Origin of the sequence: Pseudomonas canadensis (genome assembly GCF_000503215.1) — a bacterium.
GTDB classification, from domain to species: domain Bacteria; phylum Pseudomonadota; class Gammaproteobacteria; order Pseudomonadales; family Pseudomonadaceae; genus Aquipseudomonas; species Aquipseudomonas canadensis.
Genome location: NZ_KI628540.1, coordinates 253,007 through 274,211, shown reverse-complemented (window position 1 = coordinate 274,211; position 21,205 = coordinate 253,007). Strand labels below are relative to the sequence as shown.

The 21,205-nt window shown below is 60.0% G+C and carries 21 protein-coding genes; 4 read left to right on the top strand and 17 right to left on the bottom strand.

Features of this window, described 5'->3' with window-relative positions; all coding sequences use genetic code 11:
• The first annotated feature begins 114 nt into the window (after nt 1-114).
• The 3 genes from U367_RS0129215 to U367_RS0129205 all read left to right on the top strand — a co-directional run bounded on the left by U367_RS0129215 (nt 115) and on the right by U367_RS0129205 (nt 1,858).
• Nucleotides 115-501, top strand: coding sequence for a hypothetical protein (locus tag U367_RS0129215; protein ID WP_028619724.1), 387 nt, complete (start codon nt 115-117; stop codon nt 499-501).
• 11 nt (nt 502-512) lie between these two features.
• Nucleotides 513-1,115, top strand: coding sequence for a glutathione S-transferase (locus U367_RS0129210; RefSeq protein ID WP_028619723.1), 603 nt, complete (start codon nt 513-515; stop codon nt 1,113-1,115).
• Between the two features lie 68 nt (nt 1,116-1,183).
• A complete protein-coding gene (locus U367_RS0129205; RefSeq protein WP_028619722.1) occupies nt 1,184-1,858 on the top strand; it encodes a glutathione S-transferase family protein in 675 nt (224 codons plus the stop codon).
• On the opposite strand, the gene U367_RS0129200 is transcribed toward U367_RS0129205, so the two are convergent.
• The 12 genes from U367_RS0129200 to U367_RS0129145 form a co-directional block, all read right to left on the bottom strand.
• Nucleotides 1,855-2,343 (bottom strand): flavin reductase family protein, encoded by a 489-nt coding sequence (locus U367_RS0129200; RefSeq protein ID WP_028619721.1) that lies wholly within the window; start codon nt 2,341-2,343, stop codon nt 1,855-1,857. The genes U367_RS0129205 and U367_RS0129200 overlap by 4 nt on opposite strands.
• Before the next feature lie 16 nt (nt 2,344-2,359).
• Nucleotides 2,360-3,664, bottom strand: a complete 1,305-nt coding sequence (gabT, locus tag U367_RS01000000130415) for a 4-aminobutyrate--2-oxoglutarate transaminase (protein WP_050587945.1) — start codon at nt 3,662-3,664, stop codon at nt 2,360-2,362.
• Between the two features lie 71 nt (nt 3,665-3,735).
• Nucleotides 3,736-5,424 carry an NAD(P)/FAD-dependent oxidoreductase gene (locus U367_RS0129190; protein WP_028619720.1) on the bottom strand — a complete coding sequence of 563 codons (1,689 nt, stop codon included), beginning with the start codon at nt 5,422-5,424 and terminating at the stop codon, nt 3,736-3,738.
• A gap of 26 nt (nt 5,425-5,450) precedes the next feature.
• On the bottom strand, nt 5,451-5,960 hold the full coding sequence (locus tag U367_RS01000000130410) for a hypothetical protein (RefSeq protein ID WP_050587944.1): 510 nt from the start codon (nt 5,958-5,960) through the stop codon (nt 5,451-5,453).
• Nucleotides 5,961-5,980: 20 nt separating this feature from the next.
• The gene (locus U367_RS0129180) at nt 5,981-7,090 is read right to left on the bottom strand and encodes a beta-ketoacyl-[acyl-carrier-protein] synthase family protein (RefSeq protein WP_028619719.1); all 1,110 of its coding nucleotides are present in this window, start codon (nt 7,088-7,090) and stop codon (nt 5,981-5,983) included.
• A gap of 31 nt (nt 7,091-7,121) precedes the next feature.
• Nucleotides 7,122-7,805 (bottom strand): hypothetical protein, encoded by a 684-nt coding sequence (locus U367_RS0129175; protein WP_028619718.1) that lies wholly within the window; start codon nt 7,803-7,805, stop codon nt 7,122-7,124.
• A 9-nt stretch (nt 7,806-7,814) separates the two neighbouring features.
• Complete coding sequence (locus U367_RS01000000130405; protein ID WP_050587943.1) at nt 7,815-9,257, bottom strand: class I adenylate-forming enzyme family protein; 1,443 nt, start codon at nt 9,255-9,257, stop codon at nt 7,815-7,817.
• 1 nt (nt 9,258) lies between these two features.
• Nucleotides 9,259-9,528 carry an acyl carrier protein gene (locus U367_RS0129165; RefSeq protein ID WP_032864610.1) on the bottom strand — a complete coding sequence of 90 codons (270 nt, stop codon included), beginning with the start codon at nt 9,526-9,528 and terminating at the stop codon, nt 9,259-9,261.
• A 42-nt stretch (nt 9,529-9,570) separates the two neighbouring features.
• Nucleotides 9,571-10,833, bottom strand: coding sequence for a cation:proton antiporter (locus tag U367_RS01000000130400; RefSeq protein ID WP_073860083.1), 1,263 nt, complete (start codon nt 10,831-10,833; stop codon nt 9,571-9,573).
• Nucleotides 10,834-10,993: 160 nt separating this feature from the next.
• Nucleotides 10,994-12,193: an MFS transporter gene (locus U367_RS0129155; protein ID WP_028619716.1), complete on the bottom strand. Its 1,200-nt coding sequence runs from the start codon at nt 12,191-12,193 to the stop codon at nt 10,994-10,996.
• Nucleotides 12,194-12,207: 14 nt separating this feature from the next.
• Nucleotides 12,208-12,591 carry a RidA family protein gene (locus U367_RS0129150; protein ID WP_028619715.1) on the bottom strand — a complete coding sequence of 128 codons (384 nt, stop codon included), beginning with the start codon at nt 12,589-12,591 and terminating at the stop codon, nt 12,208-12,210.
• Between the two features lie 443 nt (nt 12,592-13,034).
• The gene (locus tag U367_RS0129145) at nt 13,035-13,802 is read right to left on the bottom strand and encodes an SDR family NAD(P)-dependent oxidoreductase (RefSeq protein WP_028619714.1); all 768 of its coding nucleotides are present in this window, start codon (nt 13,800-13,802) and stop codon (nt 13,035-13,037) included.
• A 137-nt stretch (nt 13,803-13,939) separates the two neighbouring features.
• On the opposite strand from U367_RS0129145, the gene U367_RS0129140 reads away from it, so the two are divergent.
• Nucleotides 13,940-15,088, top strand: coding sequence for an aldose epimerase family protein (locus U367_RS0129140; RefSeq protein ID WP_028619713.1), 1,149 nt, complete (start codon nt 13,940-13,942; stop codon nt 15,086-15,088).
• A 114-nt stretch (nt 15,089-15,202) separates the two neighbouring features.
• Here U367_RS0129140 and araH read toward each other — a convergent pair whose 3' ends face one another.
• From araH to U367_RS0129115, 5 genes are read right to left on the bottom strand one after another with little or no spacing between them, the layout of a single operon-like run.
• Nucleotides 15,203-16,171, bottom strand: a complete 969-nt coding sequence (gene araH, locus U367_RS0129135) for an L-arabinose ABC transporter permease AraH (protein ID WP_028619712.1) — start codon at nt 16,169-16,171, stop codon at nt 15,203-15,205.
• Nucleotides 16,172-16,180: 9 nt separating this feature from the next.
• Complete coding sequence (gene araG / locus U367_RS0129130) at nt 16,181-17,683, bottom strand: L-arabinose ABC transporter ATP-binding protein AraG (RefSeq protein WP_028619711.1); 1,503 nt, start codon at nt 17,681-17,683, stop codon at nt 16,181-16,183.
• Nucleotides 17,680-18,684, bottom strand: a complete 1,005-nt coding sequence (locus U367_RS0129125; protein ID WP_010211214.1) for a substrate-binding domain-containing protein — start codon at nt 18,682-18,684, stop codon at nt 17,680-17,682. The genes araG and U367_RS0129125 overlap by 4 nt, the downstream gene beginning before the upstream one ends.
• A gap of 36 nt (nt 18,685-18,720) precedes the next feature.
• Nucleotides 18,721-19,584: an SMP-30/gluconolactonase/LRE family protein gene (locus U367_RS0129120; RefSeq protein ID WP_028619710.1), complete on the bottom strand. Its 864-nt coding sequence runs from the start codon at nt 19,582-19,584 to the stop codon at nt 18,721-18,723.
• A gap of 36 nt (nt 19,585-19,620) precedes the next feature.
• Entirely contained in the window at nt 19,621-21,201 is a 1,581-nt protein-coding gene (locus U367_RS0129115; protein WP_028619709.1) for an aldehyde dehydrogenase (NADP(+)), read from the bottom strand.
• Nucleotides 21,202-21,205 lie beyond the last annotated feature (4 nt).

Genomic DNA, 21,205 nt, shown 5'->3' with positions numbered 1-21,205 from the left:
TTATCGATACTTTGAGGGCTACACTCAGGATAAAGTAACCTCAAATTAACAATCCTGCCAGCTGCAGGCGTCTTTTCGTTCCACCGTCACCTCGCGAACCGCGGAGCGTCTTCGATGAAAACCACGATCATGGAACAGAGCGTCTCGACCGCCCGTATCACTCAGGCTCCGCAGGTATTGCTGGCGAAAATGGCGTTGGGCCGACATTCCCTGAAATGGCTGGTGACCAAGGATCAACTACTCTCTTTCTGGTTGGAACAGCAAGCCTATGTCGTCGCGCTGAAAGGGCGTCATTGGATGACGTCCCAAGGTACCGATGTCTGCCTGGAACCCGGGGATTTCACCTGTCTTGCCCCGGGCCTGATTCTGCTGGAGGGCGACGGGGAAATCGCGCTGTTCCTGGCCGCCGACGAGGCCAGTCCTCGCGTGCGCGGGTTGCTCCTGGATCTCTACAAATACCTCAAGCATCCCCACTGCACTTTGAAAATTACCCTGACGTAAATGGAGGCTTCATGAAACTGGTTGGCATGCTGGACTCGCCCTACGTGCGCCGCGTCGCAATCTCCCTGGACCTGTATGGCGTCGACTTTGAGCATCAGCCGCTCTCGGTATTCAGCACCTACGAGCGATTTGCCCAAATCAATCCGGTCGTCAAGGCGCCCTCCCTGGTGCTGGACGATTCAACCGTGTTGATGGACTCAAGCCTGATCCTCGAATACTTCGAAGCGCTGGCGCCGGCCGACAGGAAGCTTTTGCCCGATCGCGCCAGCGAGCGCGCCCAGGACCTGCAATTGATCGGGCTCGCACTGGCCGCCTGTGAAAAAACCGTACAGATTGTGTACGAGCATAATCTGCGCCCCGCCGAAAAGCTCCACAAGCCCTGGCTCGACCGGGTAACCGGCCAATTACTGGCAGCCTACTCGACCCTGGAAAAACGCCTGGCCCACGCGTCCGACGAAAAGCTGACTCAAGGCGCCATTACCGCTGCGGTGGCGTGGTCGTTCAGCCAGTTCACGGTCGCCTCAGTGGTCAAAGCCGAGTCCTTCCCGTACCTGCAGCGTCACGCCAAGCGCTTGGAGGAACTCCCGGCCTTCATGCAATACCCCATCCAATAAACTGGCTCAAACGCCACGCGAGCCGGTCCCCACCGGCTCCTCGCCCTGCGCCCACATGAACGCCGCCTATGTACACCGTATTTTTTTCACCTACCGCCAACGGTTATAAAATCCTGCTGATGCTTGAGGCCCTGGCGGTCAATTACGACATCTGCCACATCAACCTCGCCCGCGATGAGCAGCACCTTCCCGCGTATCTGCAGCTGAACCCGCACGCGAAGATTCCGGTGCTGCTCGACCACGACACCCAGCAAGTGGTGGTGGAGTCGGCGGCGGTGCTGCTCTACCTGGCGGACAAGCACGCCCGTTTTCGCGGGACGTCGCCCGAGCAGCGCTGGCAGGTGGTGCAATGGCTGATCTGGCAAGTCAGCAGCCTGGGACCGATGGCCGGCCAGAATTATCACTTCCACCATCAGGCTTCCCAACCCGAGGCATACTCGGCCAACCGTTATCTGAACCAGACCCGCACGCTGTTCCAGGTATTCGAGCAAGCCATCGCCGGGCGCGCGTTTATCTGCGGCGAATTTTCCATCGCCGACATGGCGATTTATCCCTGGCTGCGGCTGCACAAGGTGCTGCACATCAGCCTGGAGGCGCTACCTCACACCGTGCAGTACCTGCAGCACATGGCCCAACGGGACGATGTTCGACGCGCCTATGATGCAGGCGCGCCGTATCATGAGCGCACGCACGGCGACGTCGACAAGCTTACGGCCATTGCCGATCGCCGCGCGACGGGCTAGACCGCCGTGGCGTACTTGCCTGCATGAAAGATCAGCGGGTTGCCTTCATTGAGTGTGAAGCTGATGACTTCGCCGATGAAAATCCAATGATCGCCACCGTCGAACTCATTGCGCTTGATGCATTCGAACTGAGCAATCGCGCCATCGATCAACGGCAGCTGGTTTTCGCTGATTGCGTAGGGCACCTGGCTGAACTTGTCAGCGGTCGGCGTGGCAAAACGGTCGCTCAGCAGTTGTTGCTCATGGGCCAGTACATTGATCGCGAAGCCATCCGCCGCCTGGAATGCACGAGCGGTGTAAGATTCCTTGCGCAGGCTCCACAAGACCAGGGCCGGCTCCAATGACACCGAATTGAAGCTGCTGACCGTCAGCCCGGCAGGCGCGCCTCGATCATCCAGGGTTGTGACAACGGTGACCCCCGTGGCGTACTTGCCGTAGGCGTTACGCAACGCGCGCGTGTCCATCTGTTTTTCAAGCGTCTGCATTTCCCTGTCCACCTTTTCAGAGTTGGCCAACCACGGTGTGGTTGTCGATTGTCGTCAAGCATGCCGCCAGTATCTCCAGACCTTCGAGCAACACGGGCCGGGGAATGGTCAGTGGCATGAGAAATCGGATGACATTGCCGTATTGCCCGCACGCCAGCAGGAGCAAGCCGCGCTCGCGCGCGCATTGGATCAGTTGCCGGGCCAGGCGCGCAGAAGGTACACGGTGCGCCGCATCTTCAAACAGCTCCAGGGCAACCATCGCCCCCAGGCCGCGGATACGGCAATGGATACCAAGGGCGCCGGTGATTTCCTTGAGGTTGTCGCGCAGATCCTCGCCCAGTTCGCGGGCGACGTTGAGCAACCCTTGCTCATCGAATACCCGCAGGACGGCCAATGCAGCCGAGCAGGCCAGCGGGTTCCCGGCGTAGGTGCCACCGAGGCCGCCGGGCAGGGGCGCATCCATGATTTCAGCCTTGCCGGTCACGCCGGATAACGGCAGCCCGCCGGCAATCGACTTGCCGAACACAATCAAGTCGGCATGGACGCCCATTTGCTCCATCGCGAAAAAACTGCCGGTACGCCCCGCGCCACACTGTATTTCATCCGCGACCAGCACAATGCCATGCTGGTCGCACAAGGCGCGTAGCGCCACCATGAACGCCACAGGGGCTGCGACAAATCCCCCTTCACCCTGAACCGGCTCAATAACGATGGCAGCGATATCTTCCGGTGCGGCGTCGCTGCTGAAGATCCGGTAAATGCTGTTCATCGCCTCGACTACCGAAACGCCGGCGTCCGCATCCGGGAACATCGCCCGATAGACACCACCGGGCATCAGTCCCATGCCCTGGGCATAGGGGTTGACCTTGGCGGTCATCGCCAGGGTCATCAGCGTTCGGCCGTGATAGGCGCCGGTGAACACAATCACACCCGTACGGCGTGTGTGTACGCGGGCGATTTTCAATGCGCTTTCTACCGCCTCAGAACCTGTGGTCAGCAGCAGCGTCTTCTTGGCAAAATCGCCCGGCACCCTCGCGTTGATCGCTTCACACACCGCGATATAGCTCTCATAGGGCACCGCCGCAAAACACGTATGGGAAAACTGCTGCAATTGCGCCTGCACTGCGTCAACCACCTGCGGGTGCAGGTGACCGGTATTGAGCGCTGCAATCCCGCCGCAGAAATCCACGTAGCGCCGCCCTTCGACATCCCATAGCAGCGCATTGTCGGCACGCTCCACGTACACGGCATGGGCCTGGTTGACGCCCCGGGCGACTGCCTGGGTGCGTCGCTGCGCCAATGCCTGGGTTGTATCTTGCATACCCTTGCCCTCTCGTAGACGACAGTCAAAGCGGCTCCAGCCTTCACCGGAGCCGCATGCAGTGGGGGAACTCAGCGGGCCCGATAGGCTTGCAGCGCTGCATCTGCCTCGGCAGCCAGCTGCAGGCGGTCGCCGTAACGGTAGCTGTCGAGGAAGTCGAACTTGACCGGTGCATTGCCGCGATCAAATCGTGCCTTGAGCCCGCCCGGTGCATCATTGGCCCACTTGAGCAACGAATCGGCAAACTCCTGGCTCGCGCGGGAGATGAAGCGGTTGGAGAAGTCGGCGAAATCGATCGGCAAATGCTCGCGCTGCTCTTCGAACAAGCGCTGCAATACCTCGATGGTCTGCGCTTCGCTCTGCTGGCCGGCACGGTAGGCTTCCATGGCGGTGCAGGCGGCCTCAAACAGCGCTTCGTAATACGGGCTCTCGATCGACAGGTGCCCAGCATAGGTTGCCGTCTCGAACGCCTGTTCCAACGCCTCGTTATCGCCGGTCTTGAGGTAGTCGGAGAGAATCTTGCGAAACCGCAGCACGCCAATGTAACTGCCACTGATCCACACCCTGAACCACGCATTCCAGAGTGGGAAGCTGTCGAACGCGGTAAAGGAGTTGGCCACCAGGCGGTCGTTCACTTTCACCACTTCCAGGCTGTAATCCTGATATGAGAGAAAGTCCTCCTTGCGCCAGACGTCAGTCTGGACCGCCTTGAGGATCTTCGGTGCCACCCGCGCAATCGACTCGAAGGTATTGACCAGGCCACGAGAAAACAAGGGGTCGACAAAACCCACTGCATGCCCGAGCAAGCAGTAACGGTCCCCCACGCTTTCGCGGCTGGTGTAGTTGAGTCGGGGGGCTACGGTCCATTCGCGCACCCTGGCCGCGCCCTCGAAATGCCGGGCAACGGAGGGGTGATCGTCAAGAAACTGCTTGAACTCCACCTCTGGATCACCAGCAGGACCATGCTCGTCGATATCCAACTGCAGCCCGATGCTGCATAGCGGGTTGGTAGAGTGAGGATGATTGTTGAACGGGATGATCCACAGCCATCCGCCCTTGAACATATGGTGCAACGTGCTTTGCGCCAGGGGTGTAGGCGAACCGGAAGCCTGGGTCGACGCGATGACCTCTTCGTAGAGCTTTACCCCGGTCATATGCGTGAAGATCGACCGGGTACGCGCCTGCATTTCCCGGGCGCCCTGGCGTAGCTGGTACTTGTCGGCGATGGGCGAACGGTAACCCGCCGCGTCCACCACGTAGCGTGCACTGAGCTGTTCGCGGCCCAGGTTCAGGATCATGCCGTCGGCGGTTTCTTCAATATCCTGAATCCGCGCTTGTTGCTTGATGGTCGCGCCGAGCCTGGCGGCCAGGGCCAGGTAATAGGCGTCCACATCCTGCCGGAACAGATGGGCCTCGGGGGCGATAACCGGAGTGGACACCACATCCAGCGGGTTATGTTCCTGGTGTTTGCCGTTCCAGGCAAAACTGAACGCCAACTTGATCCCGGCCGATGAGGAACCCACATGCTTGATCAGCGAATTGAGTTCGCCGGGGTAGGCCAACTCCGGTATGGCGTAACGGTTGGCCAGGATTTTCAACAGCACAGCGCTCTCGGGCACCATCGATTCGCCCACTGCAAAACGCGGATGGGTGCCGGCGTCGATGATGACCACGCTCACACCTTCCTTGGCCAGGATAGCGCCCAACATGGTTCCGGCAATGCCACTGCCAATGATGGCTACGTCGTAAGTGTTTTCCATGACAACCTCGATCGGTGGTTATTGATTCAGTGAAAGTGCGCACTTGCGCGCTGTAGGAGTTCGGTGCTGACCTGAAGTACCTCGACGCTGTCCGTCTGGGCCTCGACCAGAAACAGATAGTCGGCCTGGCCCGTGGCTAGCCAATAGTCGGCCAAGCCTCGGGCAATGGCTTGGACGTCACGTCCAGGCATGGTCAGGACCAGCGTCGGTCCCTGGAAGCCATAGCGTGTGCAACAGATGGAGGTCGCCGCTCCGGCATTGGCGTTGATAAAGTCCGAGGGCGAAACACGGTCCTTGCTGGCCAGGCCTTCGACGATCTTGTCGGTGGTGGTCTTGGGATAAGCGTTGCCGTAATAAATGAACCCCACCTGAGCACGCACCGGGTCGAGGCGTTCGCGGTATTTGAGGTACAGCTCGCTGACGCTGGACAGCACGCTGTAGACCGACGGGTCAGCGCTTTTGAGGCCTTTGCGCAAGCCTTCATCAAGATCGTTGTAAGTGAAGTTGCTGGCATGAGCACGATCCAGGATTTTCATGAGACCCTCCTTGAAGTGACTTAGCTGTAGCGTTGGAACACAAGGCTGGTATTGAACCCGCCAAAGCCGATGGTGAGGCTCAGGCCGATCTGCGCCTGTGCCTGCAATGCCGTGCCGACGGGCAAGCGGAAATCCAGGTTCGCGATTGGCGTCTCAAGCCCGTGGATGGGCGGCACGACTCCGGTCTGCAGGCTCTTGACCAAGGCAATCGCCTCCAACGCCCCCGTTGCGCCCAATGTGTGGCCAAAGGCGCCTTTCGTGGCAAAGACGATGGGCTGGTAGCCGCTGAAGTAATCGGCATAGGCTGCGCTTTCCACCCGGTCATTGGTCAGGGTTCCCGAGCCATGGGCATTGACCAGGCCGATCTGGTTACGGTGAATCCCCGCCTCCTCCAGAGACCGGTCCAAGGCCAGGCGAATACCCGTGCCTTGCTCGTCCGGCGCAGTCAGCCCGGCGGCATCGTTGGCCGAGCCACAGCCCAGCAGATAGGCATAGGGCTTGCGCGCCTCCTGCCCTTGACGCTCCAGCACCAGGAACCCCGCGCCCTCCCCCAGCAGCGTGCCGTCGTGATGCTGGTCGAACGCCCGCAGTCGAGTCGCCGACATGGTGCCCAACGCGGTATGGGCCAGGCGTTTGGAGCGGCCGAGGATATCCGCACCGCCACAGACACAGGTGTCGGCCAACCCGGCTCGGATCAGGTAAGCCCCCAGCATCAGCGCATCCGAGCCCGACGAGCACGCGGTGGACAGCGCCAACGGCTGCAAACCGAGTTGCTGCGCGGTGGTCACTACCCATTCATGCAGCGGATCTTGGTGAAACGCCAGGCTGTCCAGACGATACCCAAGGCTGGTGCCGGCAATCAGAAACTGCCGGGGGTTTTGCCCGCTGACGGCCACTCGGGCATCGTCCAATGCCGCCTTGGCCGTGCGTTGCGTCAGATCCAGCAGCCGTGCCTTCGGCTCGGCGATGTCGCTGTCCGGCAGGAAGCCTGCCAGCGTGTTCTTGAGCGGATATTCGACGGGCAGATCACGTATGCCTGTCTGACCTTCTACCAGCCGCTCCCATACGGTCTGCAATTGAGACCCTAACGCGGTGGTCCATCCGAGACCTGTCACTACAACCTTGTTCATAGTGCCTCCAGCAGAAAAATCGGGAGTCGCCTCAGCCGTAGACCCGTTGAAATTCGTCAACCGGCTTGTCGTGCACTGGCGAGGGATAGTAGTTATCAAGCAACTCGCCCGAGACCAGCTCGATGCGCCGGGCAAACGGCTCGCTTTGCAGCCAGCGGTCGCTGTGGATGAAGGTTTCGTCGATATCGGCGGCATTGAAGCCCGGCAACTGCGATGGTTCGACGATCTTGCGGCGCTTCTTGTCCAGTACCTGGGCATAGGCCGAAGCATCGAAGTAGCGGATACGGTTGTCCTGTATCAGCGCGTTGATGCAGTGCCAGCGCTGTGGCAGGTACAGATAGTTGACGAAGATGTTCCTCACCGCGTAGACCTTCTGGCCGAGCAACTGGCTGACGAGCACGCCCGCCACGTTGGCCATTTCCGAGCAGAAACACGGCAACCGCGGCCCCTCGTCGAGCATGGCGTTGAGGTAGTCCAGGGGGCTGATCGCGGGAATCACCACGTCCCGATAGTGCTCATAGCGCTGGATGCAGGCTTCCCACTGGCTCGGGTCGAACTTCAACTTGACCACATTGGGCGGGTAGGTCTCGAACTGGTCGGACTCCTGCAGCACATGGCACATGTACCGGGGAATCAACGCCATGACATCCTCCAGTGAGGACAACGCGTAGCGATTGATCACTTCGCGGGCCGCAGCCGTAAGCTGTTCATTCATAGCAGTCACCTACTTGTAATTGACGATGGAGCCGGCGTCCTGAAAGACCAGGTCAATGCGGCCGGGGCGCTCGTAGCGCTTGAGCAGTTTCAATATGTGTTGCTTGAACGAAGGGCCGTCGCAGGACGGCACGATGGACTGATCGAGCGTTACTTCCAGCTCGAATCCCGCCAGCGCCTGATGTGTCGGCTTGACCAGCGTTCGGCAACTGATGACCCCTGGCAGCGTGCGGCAGATGTGCTTGATCGCCCCAAGGTTGACCTTCTCATCGTTGATCACCAGGAAGTCCGATTTACGCCCTTTGAAAAACAGATATCCCTGCGCGTCCTGGGTAAAAATATCGCCGGTGCGCAACCATGTCGTCCCGTCGATATCGACCAGAGGCGATTTCGCGCTGCGCCCGATTTTGCTGAGCAGCAACGTATTGGATGACACCAGCAACTCCCCTTGCCAAGGGCTCTCGGACAGCCAGTCGAGCCTCACTTGGGTGCCCGCCAACGGTAGCCCCACCGAGGCATACCGGGCAGGGTCGACGCGGTGGGCGGCCAACGTCGACACGCGGGGCCCGGCTTCGGTGATGCCGTACGTCAGATACAGCTCCAATTGCGGGTTTGCTTGCAGGCAACGTTGCACCTGCTCCGCCGGTACGTGGTCGCCCCCCACGCTCAATACGCGCAACCCAGGCGGTAAGCCGGACGGTTCGCAGGCATTGATCTGACGCAACAGCACCGGTGTCAGCGAACTGACCGTGATGCGATGCGCGGCGATATCGCGGGTGTATTGCGGCAGTAAAAAGGGCGGACCGCTGATGACCAACTGGGCGTCCAGCGTCAGGGTCGCAATGGCTTGGGCCACCAGTGCCGTCGAGTAATACAACGGCAGATTGACCAGCACCCGATCCTCTTTACGCAGCCCGATGCTGTGGGCATGTCGCAGGCCATTGGCTTGCAACGATTCGAACCGGTGCACGCAACCGCTGCTGAACGACGCTGAAGTGCCTGATGTGGTGATGATGACCTCACCAGGTCGCGTCGACGGCATACGCGGCGCATCGAAAATCAGCACACTCCAGCGACCGATGAGTTCAGCCCGTGCGCCTGGCCCATGGGGAATACCATCAATGCGCAGACTCGACTTCACCAACGCCGCGGCCTGGAAATCCTCGATGATCTGCCCAAACCGCTCAGCCGGGGTAGTCGGCGCAATCAACGCCGGTACCAGGCCGCTGTTGAGCACAGCGAAAAACATGTGCAGTACATCGATCGTGTTCGGCAAGGCGATGACCACGACGTGTCCGGGCTGCAGCGGACTGGTTTGCCAGAACCTCAGGTAGTCCGTGTAAGTGTCAGTCGCTGTGCAATGATCGCCTACGGATGAGGTGGCCGAAATATTCAACAGTTTATCGGCAGGAAAGAACTCCCTGCTTCGTTCGATTGACACAAGGCTATTCATTTCAATGAGCCTCAAGCTTGTTGACAATAAAGTCAGACAGGGTCTTGCAATTAAAGAAGTTGTCGGGCCCGAACTCTTCTTCACTGATCTTAATCTTGAATTCTTCTTCGCATTGAAAACGCAGTTCGATAAAACCAATCGAGTCCACGCCCACTTCCGAGGAGAACCCCGCCTCCTCTTTTATGTGCGACTCCGGGATATCCAGGTCCAACTTTTCGGAAACAATTTTCTTCAGAATCGCGATAACTTCTTGCCGGGTATGTACGCTCATGGAAACCTCGCTTTTATCAAAGGAAACAACGGGTATTACAGGTCAGTGAGAACTTCGCGTTTGCAGCATTTCTTTCGAAAGAAATACATGGGGATCCGGGCGTAACAGACGCCGGACCAAGGGTGTCGTCGTTGCAGTAATAATCAGCGCCATGAACACCAGGATGGTGTAGGCATCGATCGAGATCAGTTTGAGTTCCAGGCCAATCGCCAGGATGATCAGCTCCATCAACCCACGGGTATTCATCAGGGCGCCGACAATGGCCGAATCGGTCCGTTGCAGACCGCTGACACGCGCCCCCAGATAGGCGCCACCGAACTTGCCAACAAACGCACACACCAGGAATACGCCGAGCCAGATCAGGTTTTCCTGACTGCCAAGGCTGGCGAACGAGGTTTTGATCCCGGCGTAGGCGAAAAATACCGGCAACAGGACAAAGTTCAGAAACCCTTCCACCTGGTTACGCCAATAGTGAGTGAATTCAGGCACCTTCTTCATCATCAAGCCGGCGAGCAGCGCTCCGATTGCACAGTGCAGGCCCAACCAGTCAGTGACCCAGGCACACAGCAATACGTAGCTGATCACCATGGGCATGATCGCCGCGTGCTCGTCCCGCGCCTGGGCGCGGCGGATAAAGGGGATGACCAGGTAGCGTGTCAGGCCATAGAAACCGACGAATGCCACCAACAGTTGCGCAGCGAAATAGCGAGCATCGAGGGGATTGCCATCCACTCGGGAGCAAAACACTATCGCGCCCAATATCACCCAGCCCACTACGTCGGTGATCACAGCCGCACGCAATGTGACGTGGGCCACCAGCGTTTCCTGCAAGGCGAGGCTCTGGACGATCCGCGTCATGACCGGCACCGCAGACACTGCCAACGCAACACCGCAGAACCAGGCGAACCCCCATTTCGAATAGGTCGGCGCCAAGTGTTCATGGGCAACCAGTGCCACGCCTACGCCCAAGGCAAAGGGCAAAACCAGCCCGAGCAGGGCAATCGCCAAGGCGGCGAAACGCCCCTGTGCCGATGCTTCGGGGTGCCGTTGATTGATGTGCACACCGACTTGGAACATCAGGAAGATCAGCCCCAGGTCGGCAACATGCGCCAACCACCCGATGTGCTGGGTTTCAAACAGGCCCACGGACTGACCAAGGGATGATTCCAGGCGCCCGAACACCGTTGGCCCGAGCACGATACCCGCGGTTATCTCGCCCACCACGCGACATTGTCCAAGGCGCTCAGCCAGCCAACCAAATAGGTGACAAGCAAGTAATATAACGGCCAGTTGTATGAAAAACATAGTGAAGTACCCATGCAGTACAACGATTGAAAGAGCCACACAAGACACCGAACTTCAGGCATGCCTTCGGCATCCAGGCACGGTTTAAACCCACCCGCCACACAGTCATTGGCAGTACAGCAGTCCATCCATCTATAAAACTTAGCGATGCGTGCGCAGTTTACTTATCAACACTATCGGCAATCGAAAGTTCGACAACTGCGCGCGCGCCAGGCGAACGCATCAAGTAGTTGGCAGCGCCGCCCGTCAACGCAAGTAAAAGACTCGTCCAACAAATACCGGCCCAGCCGAAATAAGCATGAATGACCGGCGCAGCTATCGACCCTATGGCGCCGCAGCCGTAATAAAAAAACATATAAAGTGCAAACAGGCTATTGCGCTGGAGCGGATCTATTTTCAGCACGGTCGTTTGATTGGCGACTTGGGCGCTGAAGCAACCCAAGTCAAACAGCACCACTCCCGCGACAATCGCGAGCAGAGAATAGGGAAATACCAGCAACACAAGCACGCCCAGTCCGGTCATGCCGAAGCCGGCGCCAATCACCTGTCGGCTTCCCCACTTGTCTGCCCATTTTCCGGCCGGCCGAGCCATCAACAATCCTGCCAGCCCGGCCAGGCCGAGCATGCCTGCCTGTGAAGGGCTCAACGACATGGGTGCGCTGCTGACGTGGAGCATCAATGCGACCCACAACAAGCTGAAAATCAAAAACCAACAGCCTCCCAATAACGTAGCCCGGCGTAATGCCTCGTGGCGCATGAACAGAGGCGCAAGGCCGAGGAGCAATTGCCGATAACTGGCACTGCGCCGGGTTTCGATATAGGGCAACACCGCTCGACTGGCCAAGGCCAGCAGCAGCATCAGCAGCCCCACCACCACGAGCATCCCACGCCAGCCAAATTGATCAGCCAGAACACCGCCCATGAACCGCGCCAGCAGAATACCGGCGGCGATACCGGCACCCACCAGCCCGACCGTGCTGCCCTTCGGGTCAATCTGAAAGCCTAGGGCGTTGAGCTGCACCGCATTGGTGGCCATGGCGCCAATCACGGCACCGAGGCCGATCATGTACAACAGGTGCGTGCCGCATGCCGCCAGCAACAATGCCAAGCCCAACACCAGAAATTGAAGACTGACCACGCTGCGCTTGTTCCGCGAATCGCCAAGGGGCACCAGCAGCATGATCCCCAGCATGTATCCAACCTGGGTACTGCCGGCGATCAAGCCGGTGGCCGACACGGGGATGTTCAACGAGACCGCGATGGCCGGCAGCACAGGCTGCAATACGTAATTGTTGGCGATGGACAACCCTGCGGCGACAGCCACAAACCCCGTGACGAATCGCGTGTCGGATAGGCTCATATCAACGCTCTCCGTCAACGATTCCGTTGGGCAACCACTTCAATGCCCACCAGCATTTGCGGCTCGGCGAAAGGCAGCACATGCAACAGCGTGAACGCCGGCCGGATATCACGAAAGAAGGCGCCATGGACCTCGGCCGCCTGCCGCCACTCCGTCAATTGCGTCAGGTACATGCGGCTTTGCACCACGTCTGTGAGGGCGAAACCGGCGTCCTGCAGGATGCGGCTGATCTTTTCCAGGATGACGCGAGTCTGCTCGGCGACATTGGACGCGACGATGATTCCGTCGGGCCCGAGTGCGCCCGTCTTGGATATGTATAGGGTGTCATCCACTTGAACCGCCCGGGAAAACCCGAACACTTCCTCCCAGCTGGAGCCCGATGAATACCTTTCGCGCATAGTTCATCTCCTTATGAAACGGGGCCTGATGCGGCTTAGGTATGGAGCAGTGATCTTTCGGATCCAATGATCAAAACCATACGCCCGACGCCTTGGCGATGTCTAGGTTCAAGAACGCATATAGTTAACCTAAACTACCAATACGAACGATATAGACCGTTTAAAATACGATTAAATTTAAGTAAAACTACACTGTCAGTTAACATCCACTACCAGATCGAAGCGCCTTCATCGGCAAAATTGTCTTGATTTCAAGCTGTTGGCCGACAGCTCGACTGATCGGTCCGAAGGGCACCCGAATGCTCACTGGCGCGCCTGACCATTCGTCGGCTAACGCATATTGGCGGGAGGGGGGAGGAGTTTATGCACAAGCGAGTTGACAGACTGCTCCTGCGCAAGAGCAGTCCATTGAAGTCGACATTCGGATGGAGGGTGCGACGCGTTTAAACCCAACCGCCATCCACAATAAAGTTCTGCGCCGAACACATCGCCGAGGCATCGGAGGCGAGAAACAACGCCATATTGGCGATGTGCTCCGGCAGCACGCTGCCCGGCAAACACTGGCTGCGACTGATCAGTTCCTTGGCCGCATCGTCGACCCACATCGCCAGTTGTTTTTCCGTCATCACCCAACCCGGCACCAGCGTATTCACGCGGATCCGGTTCGGCCCCAGCTCTCGGGCCAGGGCGCGGGTCATGCCGTGGGCGGCGGCCTTGCTGGCGGCGTACACCGGGTAGCCGGCGGAAGCCATCATCCAGCCGACGGAGCCGAGGTTGATGATCGCCCCGCCGCCCGCGTTTTTCATCATCGGCACCACGGCCTTGGCGGCGAAGAAGGCGTGCTTGAGGTTGACGGAGATGAGCCGGTCGAACATTTCCGAGTCGACTTCTTCCAAGCTGTGGCGTACGTCATTAGCGGCATTGTTCACCAGCACCGTGATCGGTCCCAGGGAGTGTTCGAAGCGTGTGATGGCGGCCTTGTAGGCGATCTCGTCGGTGATGTCGCAGTTCACGAATTCCACCGTGTGCCCTCGCGAACTCAGCAAAGCCGCCAGGCGTTCGCCCTGGCTTTGCGCGCGGTCGACAAAGCCGACCTTGGCACCTTGCGCAGCGAAGGCGCGCACCATGAATTCGCCAATGCCTGAGGCGCCTCCAGAGATCAGGACCGTCTTGCCTTCGAGGTCGGGGTAAACAGCGTGCTGGCGGGTCATAAAAGCTTGCCTCATTTAATTAGTCTTATTTTATTTTGCAAAAATGGCGTTAAAGGCTATAAATTCGCTGCTCTATCGACAAAATATCGCACATTAGTAGAACTATTCCACTCAAAACAACAAAAGGAAGTTCGATCATGAAGCACCCTCGATACCTGCTGTCGGGCCTGGCGATGTCCATGCTGATCGCCAGCGGCGGCACCCAGGCCGCAGGCCTCACCAGTGAGCACAAGCCCTTCGGTAAAACCAATGACGGCACTGCCGTCGAACAGTACATCCTGCGCAACAGCCACGGCATGCAAGCCACGGTGATCACCTATGGCGGCGTGCTGCAGTCGCTCAAGGTGCCGGACAAACACGGCAAGGTCGAAGACGTGGTGCTGGGCTTCGACGACGTGCAGGGCTATCAAAGCGGCACTGCATTCTTCGGCGCGACCATCGGGCGCTTCGGCAATCGCCTGGCCGGCGGCGCCTTTGAGCTCGACGGCAAACGCTACCAGGTGCCGCTCAACGACGGCCCCAATTCGCTGCACGGCGGCGCCCAGGGCTTCGACAAACACGTGTGGAAAGCCACGCCCGTCAAGGCCAAGGACTCGGTGGGCGTGACCCTCACCTACCTGTCCAAGGACGGTGAAATGGGCTTCCCCGGCAACCTGAAGACGGAGGTCACCTACCGCCTCAACGACAACAATGAACTGCACATCGACTACAAGGCCACCACCGACAAACCCACGGTGCTCAACCTCACCAACCACAGCTACTTCAACCTGGCCGGCGCGGGCAATGGCGACATCCTCAAGCAGGTTGCCACGTTGCACGCCAGCCATTACACACCGGTGAATGCCACCTTGATCCCTACCGGCGAACTGGCGCCCGTCAAGGGCTCGCCGATGGACTTCCTGAAACCGACGCCCATCGGCCAGCACATCAAGGACGATCACCCGCAGCTCAAGTTTGCCGAGCCGAAGCAGGGTGGATTTGATTTCAACTGGGCGCTGGATAACAAAGGTGATGTGAAGCAGCTTGCGGCCGAGGTGCATGATCCTGAGTCGGGGCGGCGCTTGCAGCTGTTTACCACGGAACCTGGGGTGCAGTTTTATACCAGCAACTTCCTGGATGGGTCGGTGAAAGGCAAGGCTGGGAAGACCTATCTGCACTGGAGCGGTTTTACGCTGGAGACCCAGCATTTTCCGGACGCGCCTAATCAGCCGAAGTTCGCGTCTACCCGCCTGAATCCAGGGCAGACCTACACCCAGAACACCGTCTTCAAATTCTCCACCGATTAAACCTGTGGGAGCGGGCTTGCTCGCGAATGCGCCGTGTCAGTCAACTCATTCGGGTCTGACACTCCGTATTCGCGAGCAAGCCCGCTCCCACATTCAGTCTTCACAGGGCATGACTCAGCGTTGTTTCATGCGGTCGATGACCACGGCCAGCAGCAGGATTGAGCCGCGAATAACATATTGATAGAACGTGTCGATGTTCTTCAGGTTCATCGCATTCTCGATGATCGCCAAAATCAGCACTCCGGCGATCACATGGCGGATCATCCCTACCCCGCCACTCAACGAAACCCCGCCCAGCACGCACGCCGAAATCACCGTCAGCTCAAAGCCCTGGCCAATCATCGGCTGGCCGGAGGTCATGCGCGACGCCAAGATCACCCCGGCCAACGCCCCGATCACCCCGTGCACGGCAAAGATCAGGATCTTGGTGCGGTCCACATTCACGCCTGCCAGCAACGCCGCTTCCGGGTTGCCGCCGATGGCCATGGTGTTGCGCCCGTAGGTGGTGTAGTTGAGCAGCCAGCCGAAGAACAGGAAGCACAAAATGGTGATCAGGATCGGCACCGGCACGCCAAACAACTGGCCGTTACCGAAGACAAAGAACTGATTCTGGGACACGCCCACCGCCTTGCCGTTGGCAAAGATGTACGCCAGGCCACGCACGATCTGCATGGTCGCCAGCGTGGTAATCAGCGCATTGACCCGCAGCTTGGCGATCACGATGCCGTTGATCAGCCCCACCATCAGGCCCATCAGCAACGCGGCGCCAATGCCGAGCATGACGCTGTCGGTGTCGCGCATCACAATCGCCGCCACCACCCCGGCGCAGGCGATGACCGAGCCCACCGACAGGTCGAAGTGCCCCGACGCCAGGCAGAACAGCATGGTGCACGCAGCAATGCCCACGGTGGAAATCGCCAGGCCAAGCCCGCGCATGTTCAACGGTGAAAGGAAGTTGTCGATCAGCAAAGCGCACAGCAAAAAGATACTCACGGCGGCCAGCAGCATCGCCCAGTTGTCCAGCAATGCGCGCAGGTCCAGAGGCTTGCGCGCGGTGGGCAGCACGTTGTGTTGAGTGGTCATAATCGTCTCTCAGTTCGCCAGGCTGCGCGGCAAGGCCAATTGCAGCAGGTTGGATTCAGTCGCGTGTTCGCGGGTTTGTTCGCCGCGCAGCGCGCCTTCGCACAGCACCAGGATGCGGTCGGCGATGCCCATCACTTCCATGAGGTCGCTGGACACCACGATCACCGCAATGCCTTGAGCAGCGAGGTTATGGATGATCTGGTAGATCTCGGCCTTGGCGCCGATATCGATGCCACGGGTGGGCTCGTCCAACAGCAACACTTTCATCGGCATCGACAGCCAGCGGCCAAGAATGGCTTTTTGCTGGTTGCCGCCGGAGAGGTACATGATTTTTTGCGCAGCGGTGGGCGTCTTGACCTTCATGGCCTTGATCTGCTGGTCGGCGTTGCCCTGCTCCCAGCCGTCGCGCAGCAGCCAGCCAAACGTGGAATGGGCGCCCCGCGCGCTGATATTGATGTTCTCGGCGACGCTGGACAGCGGAATGATGCCCTCCTTCTTGCGGTCTTCCGGGCACAACAGCACGCCGGCGGCGATAGCATCCCGTGGTGACTGCAGATGCAGCGGCTCGCCGCAGAGTTGCAGTTGCCCGGCGCTGACACGCTCCAGGCCGCTAAGCAGACGGAACAGCTCCGTGCGCCCAGCCCCCACCAGTCCGAACAGGCCGAGAATCTCGCCCTTGCGCACGTTGAAGCTGATCGGCTCGCGCAGGCCGGGCCCCAGCAGGCTGTCGACCTTGAGCGCTACCTCGCCGTGCTCACGCGGGCGGTAGTCGTAGATGTCCTGGATATCGCGACCGACCATGCAGGTCACCAATTGATCATGGGTCAGCGCACTCATGTCGTCGAAGGTGCGCACATAACGGCCGTCCTTGAACACCGTCACCGCGTTGCAGATACGGAACACTTCCTCCATGCGATGCGACACGTAGAGCACCACTTTGCCCTCATCCCGCAGACGCGCGATGATCGCCATCAAGCGGTCGATTTCCCGCGCCGACAAGCTGCTGGTGGGCTCATCAAACGCAATTACATGGGCGCCACGGGACAGCGCCTTGGCGATTTCCACCAGTTGGCGCTGGCCCAGGGACAGGCGCCCGAGCTTTTCGGCCGGATCGATTTCATCCGCCAACCCCTTGAGGCAAGCGAGGGCCTGCTTGCGCAGGAGCCCTCGGTTGACCACGCCGAAACGCGCCGGCAAGTGCCCGAGGAACAGGTTTTCGGCCACGCTCATTTCCGGCACCAGGTGCAATTCCTGATGGATCACTGCCACGCCGCTGGCGATGCTGTCGGCGGCATTCTTGAAGGCCATGACCTGCTCGCCGATCTGCAGCGTGCCGCTGTTGGGGATGTAGGCGCCGCCGAGGATCTTCAGCAGCGTAGACTTGCCCGCACCGTTCTCGCCCATCAACGCGTGCACCTGTCCTGGGTGGGCGCTGAAGCTGATGCCATCCAGCGCCTTGACCCCCGGAAAGGTTTTGCCGATGCCGTCAAATCGCAAGGCGGCAGCGGTCATTGCCACAGCCCGATCTTGGTCAGTTCAGCCTGGAAGTTTTCACGGGTGATCAGGGTGACCTCGTCCATGGCCGTGTACTTCGCCGGTTCAGTGCCTTTAGTGACCCACTCGTACATCATCAGCGCGGTGTTGTAGCCCTCAATGTGCGGGCTCGGCAGCATCGAGCCGAAGAAGCCGCTGCTCGGTTTTTTCAGTTCGCCGATGGCGTCGGTGCCATTGATGCCGATGCCAATCACGTTGGCCGCCTTGAAGCCGGCGCTTTCAGTCGCGCGCACGCCGCCGAGCACGGTGTTGTCGTTCATGCCGCCGATGATCAGGTTTTTCGCACCGCTGGGCAGTTTCACCAAGGCCGAGTTCGTCGCGTCCATGGAGCCTGGGACATCCAGGGTCTTGGCCGCCGTAAACAAGATGTGATCCTTGGGAATGCCGGCTTCTTCCAGGGATTTGACCGAGCCATCGGTGCGCTTCTTACCGGTGTCGAGCTCGTTGAAGGTATTGATCACCGCATAGGTGTCCTTCCAGTCCCAGCCGCGTTTTTTCGCTTCGGCGGCCATGGCGGCGCCCTGCTTCTGGCCCACTTCAAAGGCGGCCATGCCCAGGTACGGCACGTCTTCCATGAAGTTGCCTTTGGCATCGACGAAACGGTCATCCACCGCGATGACTTTCAAACCATTGGCCTTGGCTTTGGCGACGATGGCCGGGCCGAGGGACACGTCCGGCGGGCAGATCACAAAGCCCTTGGCGCCGTTGGCGGCCAGGCTGTCGATGGCCGAGAGGGTTTTCTCACCGTCGGGCACGGCGATCTTGATCACGGTGAAGCCATGTTCCTTGCCGGCTTTCTCGGCAAAGGCCCACTCGGTCTGGAACCACGGCTCCTCGGCCTGCTTGACCAGGAAACCGATCTTCACTTCTTCAGCGGCCAGCAACAGCCCGCTCAAGCTCATGGCCGAGACCGCCACAGCGGCGCAGCACAGGGAACGCAAACCACGACGACGATTCATACGGGTGACTCCTTGTTGTTGTTTTTAAAGGGGGACTTATCCGGCAAAGCGGTGACAGGGTTTGCCTGGCACGTCGACCTCGATGGCCAATACCGCACCATCCAGGGGGTGATCCAAAGGGCTGGCGGCACTGGTGATATAGAGGGTGGTGAGGTTCGGCCCACCAAACACGCAACTGGTGGGGCGGCTGACGGGCAGCTCGATGATGCGGTCCACTTCGCCGTCGGGCGTGAGACGCAACAGGCAACTGCCGTCCCAGCGGGCGTTCCAGAGATAGCCGTCAACGTCCATGGCCGAGCCATCCGGCCCGCCGCGTTCGTGGGGGCCGAACCAGCGTTGCGCGGGATCGAGCTGGCCGTCCGCTTGAATTCCATACCGGTACAGCGTGCCATCCAGGCTGTCGCCAAAGTGCACGTGGCGGCCGTCGTCGCTCCACAGCAAGGTATTGGGAATGCCCAGACCACTGAGCAACGGCGTCACCTGCGCATCGGCATCGATACGGAACAGGCCGCCGGAACGCCGGATGACGGGCAGGTCTTCGCCCCGCTCGCCGATGTTGTTCTGCATGGTCCCCAGCCACAGGCGGCCCTGGGCATCGCAGCGCGCTTCATTGCCACGGTTGCCCGGTTGCGGGTCCGCGACGCACAGCAGGGTCAGGGCTTCGGTGGCCAGGTCAAGGCGATACACGCCGCTGCTCAAGGTCACCAACGCATCGCCGCTTTCACACGGGATGAACGCCGAGACATGCTCGGGCAACTGCCACACCTGCAATTGCCCGTCCATCAGGCGCAGCGCCTGTTTACCGGCGATATTGACCCAGTACAGCGCCTGAGTGGGCGCGTCCCAGAACGGACCTTCGCCCAGCTGCGCACGGTGCGGGGTAACGGCAATACACGACATGATGCCTCCTGGATTGTTGTTGTTCTCAGGTGCGCGTTACAGCGGGTCGCGAGATGGCGTGCCATCCACCAGCCGCTGGATACGCAACGGGTTGGCGTTTTTCAACGCTTCGGGCAGCAGGCTATCAGGGTAATTCTGGAAGCACACGGGGCGCAGGAAACGGTCGATGGCCAAGGTGCCGACCGAGGTGCCGCGGGCGTCCGACGTCGCGGGGTACGGCCCGCCGTGCACCATCGAATCGCAGACCTCCACGCCGGTCGGGTAACCGTTGAGCAGGATGCGGCCGACCTTCTGTTCCAGCAGCGGCGTGAGTTCGGTGAACTGTTGCAGGTCAGCCGGCTCGCCAATGATCGTGGCGGTGAGTTGACCGTGCAGCCCCTGCAAAGCCGCGCTGAGCTGGGCCTGGTCGGCGACTTCGACAAACACGGTGGTAGGACCGAAGACTTCTTCCTGCAGCACTTCATCGCCGTCGATCAACAGGCTTGCGTCGGCCGTGAACAACTGCGGTTGCGCTTGGTTGCCGGCCTGTTGGCGGCCCGCCAGGTGCTGGATGCCCGGATGTGCCAGAAGTTTTTCCAGGCCCTTGCCATAGCTGCCCAGGGTGCCGGCGTTGAGCATGGTCTGTGCCGGTTGGTCGCCGATCAGTTGCGCGACTTGCTGGGTGAACGCGGTGAATTCAGGCGAGGCGATGCCAATCACCAGCCCGGGGTTGGTGCAGAACTGGCCGCAGCCTTGGACTACCGAGGCAGTCAGGTCGCGTGCCACGCTTTCGGCCCGTGCAGTTAATGCCTGAGGCAGCACGATCACCGGGTTGATGCTCGACATCTCGGCAAACACCGGGATCGGCTGCGGGCGCGCTGCCGCCATGTCGCACAACGCACGGCCGCCTTTGAGCGAACCGGTAAAGCCCACCGCCTGGATCGCCGGGTGCTTGACCAGCGCTTCGCCGACGCCGCCACCGAAGATCATATTGAACACACCGGCGGGCATCTCGGTAGTTTCGGCCGCACGGATGATTGCATCGGCAACACACTCGGCCGTCGCCATGTGCCCGCTGTGGGCTTTGAACACCACCGGGCAGCCTGCCGCCAGCGCGGCGGCGGTGTCGCCGCCCGCCGTGGAGAACGCCAAGGGAAAGTTGCTCGCACCAAACACGGCCACCGGCCCCAAGCCGATGCGGTATTGACGCAAATCCGGGCGCGGCAGGGGCTGGCGATCAGGCAGCGCTTTGTCGATGCGCGCGCCGTAGAAATCACCGCGACGCAACACGTTGGCGAACAGGCGCATCTGGCCACTGGTACGCCCGCGCTCACCCTTGATACGCGCGGCGGGCAAGGCGGTTTCGCGGCAGACCAGCTCGACAAACTCATCGCCCAACGCATCCAGTTCATCGGCTATCGCATCCAGGAACTGCGCACGACGTGCCGCACTCAACGCACGGTACTCTGGATAAGCCTGCGCGGCAGCCTTGGCGGCGGCATCGACTTCCTGTGGCGTGGCCTGGTAGAACACCTGGGGCAAGGCTTCGCCAGTGGTGGCGTCGACGCTTTGCAAGGTGATGCTGCCGTTGGCGCTGCGTTGGCCGCCGATGTAGTTGTGGCCGAGGAACGAGGTCATAGGG

What these genes read in the sequence shown, in the direction of transcription:
- U367_RS0129215 (WP_028619724.1), top strand. Translation starts at nt 115, where the DNA reads ATGAAAACCACGATCATGGAACAGAGCGTCTCGACCGCCCGTATCACT.
- U367_RS0129210 (WP_028619723.1), top strand. Translation starts at nt 513, where the DNA reads ATGAAACTGGTTGGCATGCTGGACTCGCCCTACGTGCGCCGCGTCGCA.
- U367_RS0129205 (WP_028619722.1), top strand. Translation starts at nt 1,184, where the DNA reads ATGTACACCGTATTTTTTTCACCTACCGCCAACGGTTATAAAATCCTG.
- U367_RS0129200 (WP_028619721.1), bottom strand. Translation starts at nt 2,343, where the DNA reads ATGCAGACGCTTGAAAAACAGATGGACACGCGCGCGTTGCGTAACGCC.
- gabT (WP_050587945.1), bottom strand. Translation starts at nt 3,664, where the DNA reads ATGCAAGATACAACCCAGGCATTGGCGCAGCGACGCACCCAGGCAGTC.
- U367_RS0129190 (WP_028619720.1), bottom strand. Translation starts at nt 5,424, where the DNA reads ATGGAAAACACTTACGACGTAGCCATCATTGGCAGTGGCATTGCCGGA.
- U367_RS01000000130410 (WP_050587944.1), bottom strand. Translation starts at nt 5,960, where the DNA reads ATGAAAATCCTGGATCGTGCTCATGCCAGCAACTTCACTTACAACGAT.
- U367_RS0129180 (WP_028619719.1), bottom strand. Translation starts at nt 7,090, where the DNA reads ATGAACAAGGTTGTAGTGACAGGTCTCGGATGGACCACCGCGTTAGGG.
- U367_RS0129175 (WP_028619718.1), bottom strand. Translation starts at nt 7,805, where the DNA reads ATGAATGAACAGCTTACGGCTGCGGCCCGCGAAGTGATCAATCGCTAC.
- U367_RS01000000130405 (WP_050587943.1), bottom strand. Translation starts at nt 9,257, where the DNA reads ATGAATAGCCTTGTGTCAATCGAACGAAGCAGGGAGTTCTTTCCTGCC.
- U367_RS0129165 (WP_032864610.1), bottom strand. Translation starts at nt 9,528, where the DNA reads ATGAGCGTACATACCCGGCAAGAAGTTATCGCGATTCTGAAGAAAATT.
- U367_RS01000000130400 (WP_073860083.1), bottom strand. Translation starts at nt 10,833, where the DNA reads ATGTTTTTCATACAACTGGCCGTTATATTACTTGCTTGTCACCTATTT.
- U367_RS0129155 (WP_028619716.1), bottom strand. Translation starts at nt 12,193, where the DNA reads ATGAGCCTATCCGACACGCGATTCGTCACGGGGTTTGTGGCTGTCGCC.
- U367_RS0129150 (WP_028619715.1), bottom strand. Translation starts at nt 12,591, where the DNA reads ATGCGCGAAAGGTATTCATCGGGCTCCAGCTGGGAGGAAGTGTTCGGG.
- U367_RS0129145 (WP_028619714.1), bottom strand. Translation starts at nt 13,802, where the DNA reads ATGACCCGCCAGCACGCTGTTTACCCCGACCTCGAAGGCAAGACGGTC.
- U367_RS0129140 (WP_028619713.1), top strand. Translation starts at nt 13,940, where the DNA reads ATGAAGCACCCTCGATACCTGCTGTCGGGCCTGGCGATGTCCATGCTG.
- araH (WP_028619712.1), bottom strand. Translation starts at nt 16,171, where the DNA reads ATGACCACTCAACACAACGTGCTGCCCACCGCGCGCAAGCCTCTGGAC.
- araG (WP_028619711.1), bottom strand. Translation starts at nt 17,683, where the DNA reads ATGACCGCTGCCGCCTTGCGATTTGACGGCATCGGCAAAACCTTTCCG.
- U367_RS0129125 (WP_010211214.1), bottom strand. Translation starts at nt 18,684, where the DNA reads ATGAATCGTCGTCGTGGTTTGCGTTCCCTGTGCTGCGCCGCTGTGGCG.
- U367_RS0129120 (WP_028619710.1), bottom strand. Translation starts at nt 19,584, where the DNA reads ATGTCGTGTATTGCCGTTACCCCGCACCGTGCGCAGCTGGGCGAAGGT.
- U367_RS0129115 (WP_028619709.1), bottom strand. Translation starts at nt 21,201, where the DNA reads ATGACCTCGTTCCTCGGCCACAACTACATCGGCGGCCAACGCAGCGCC.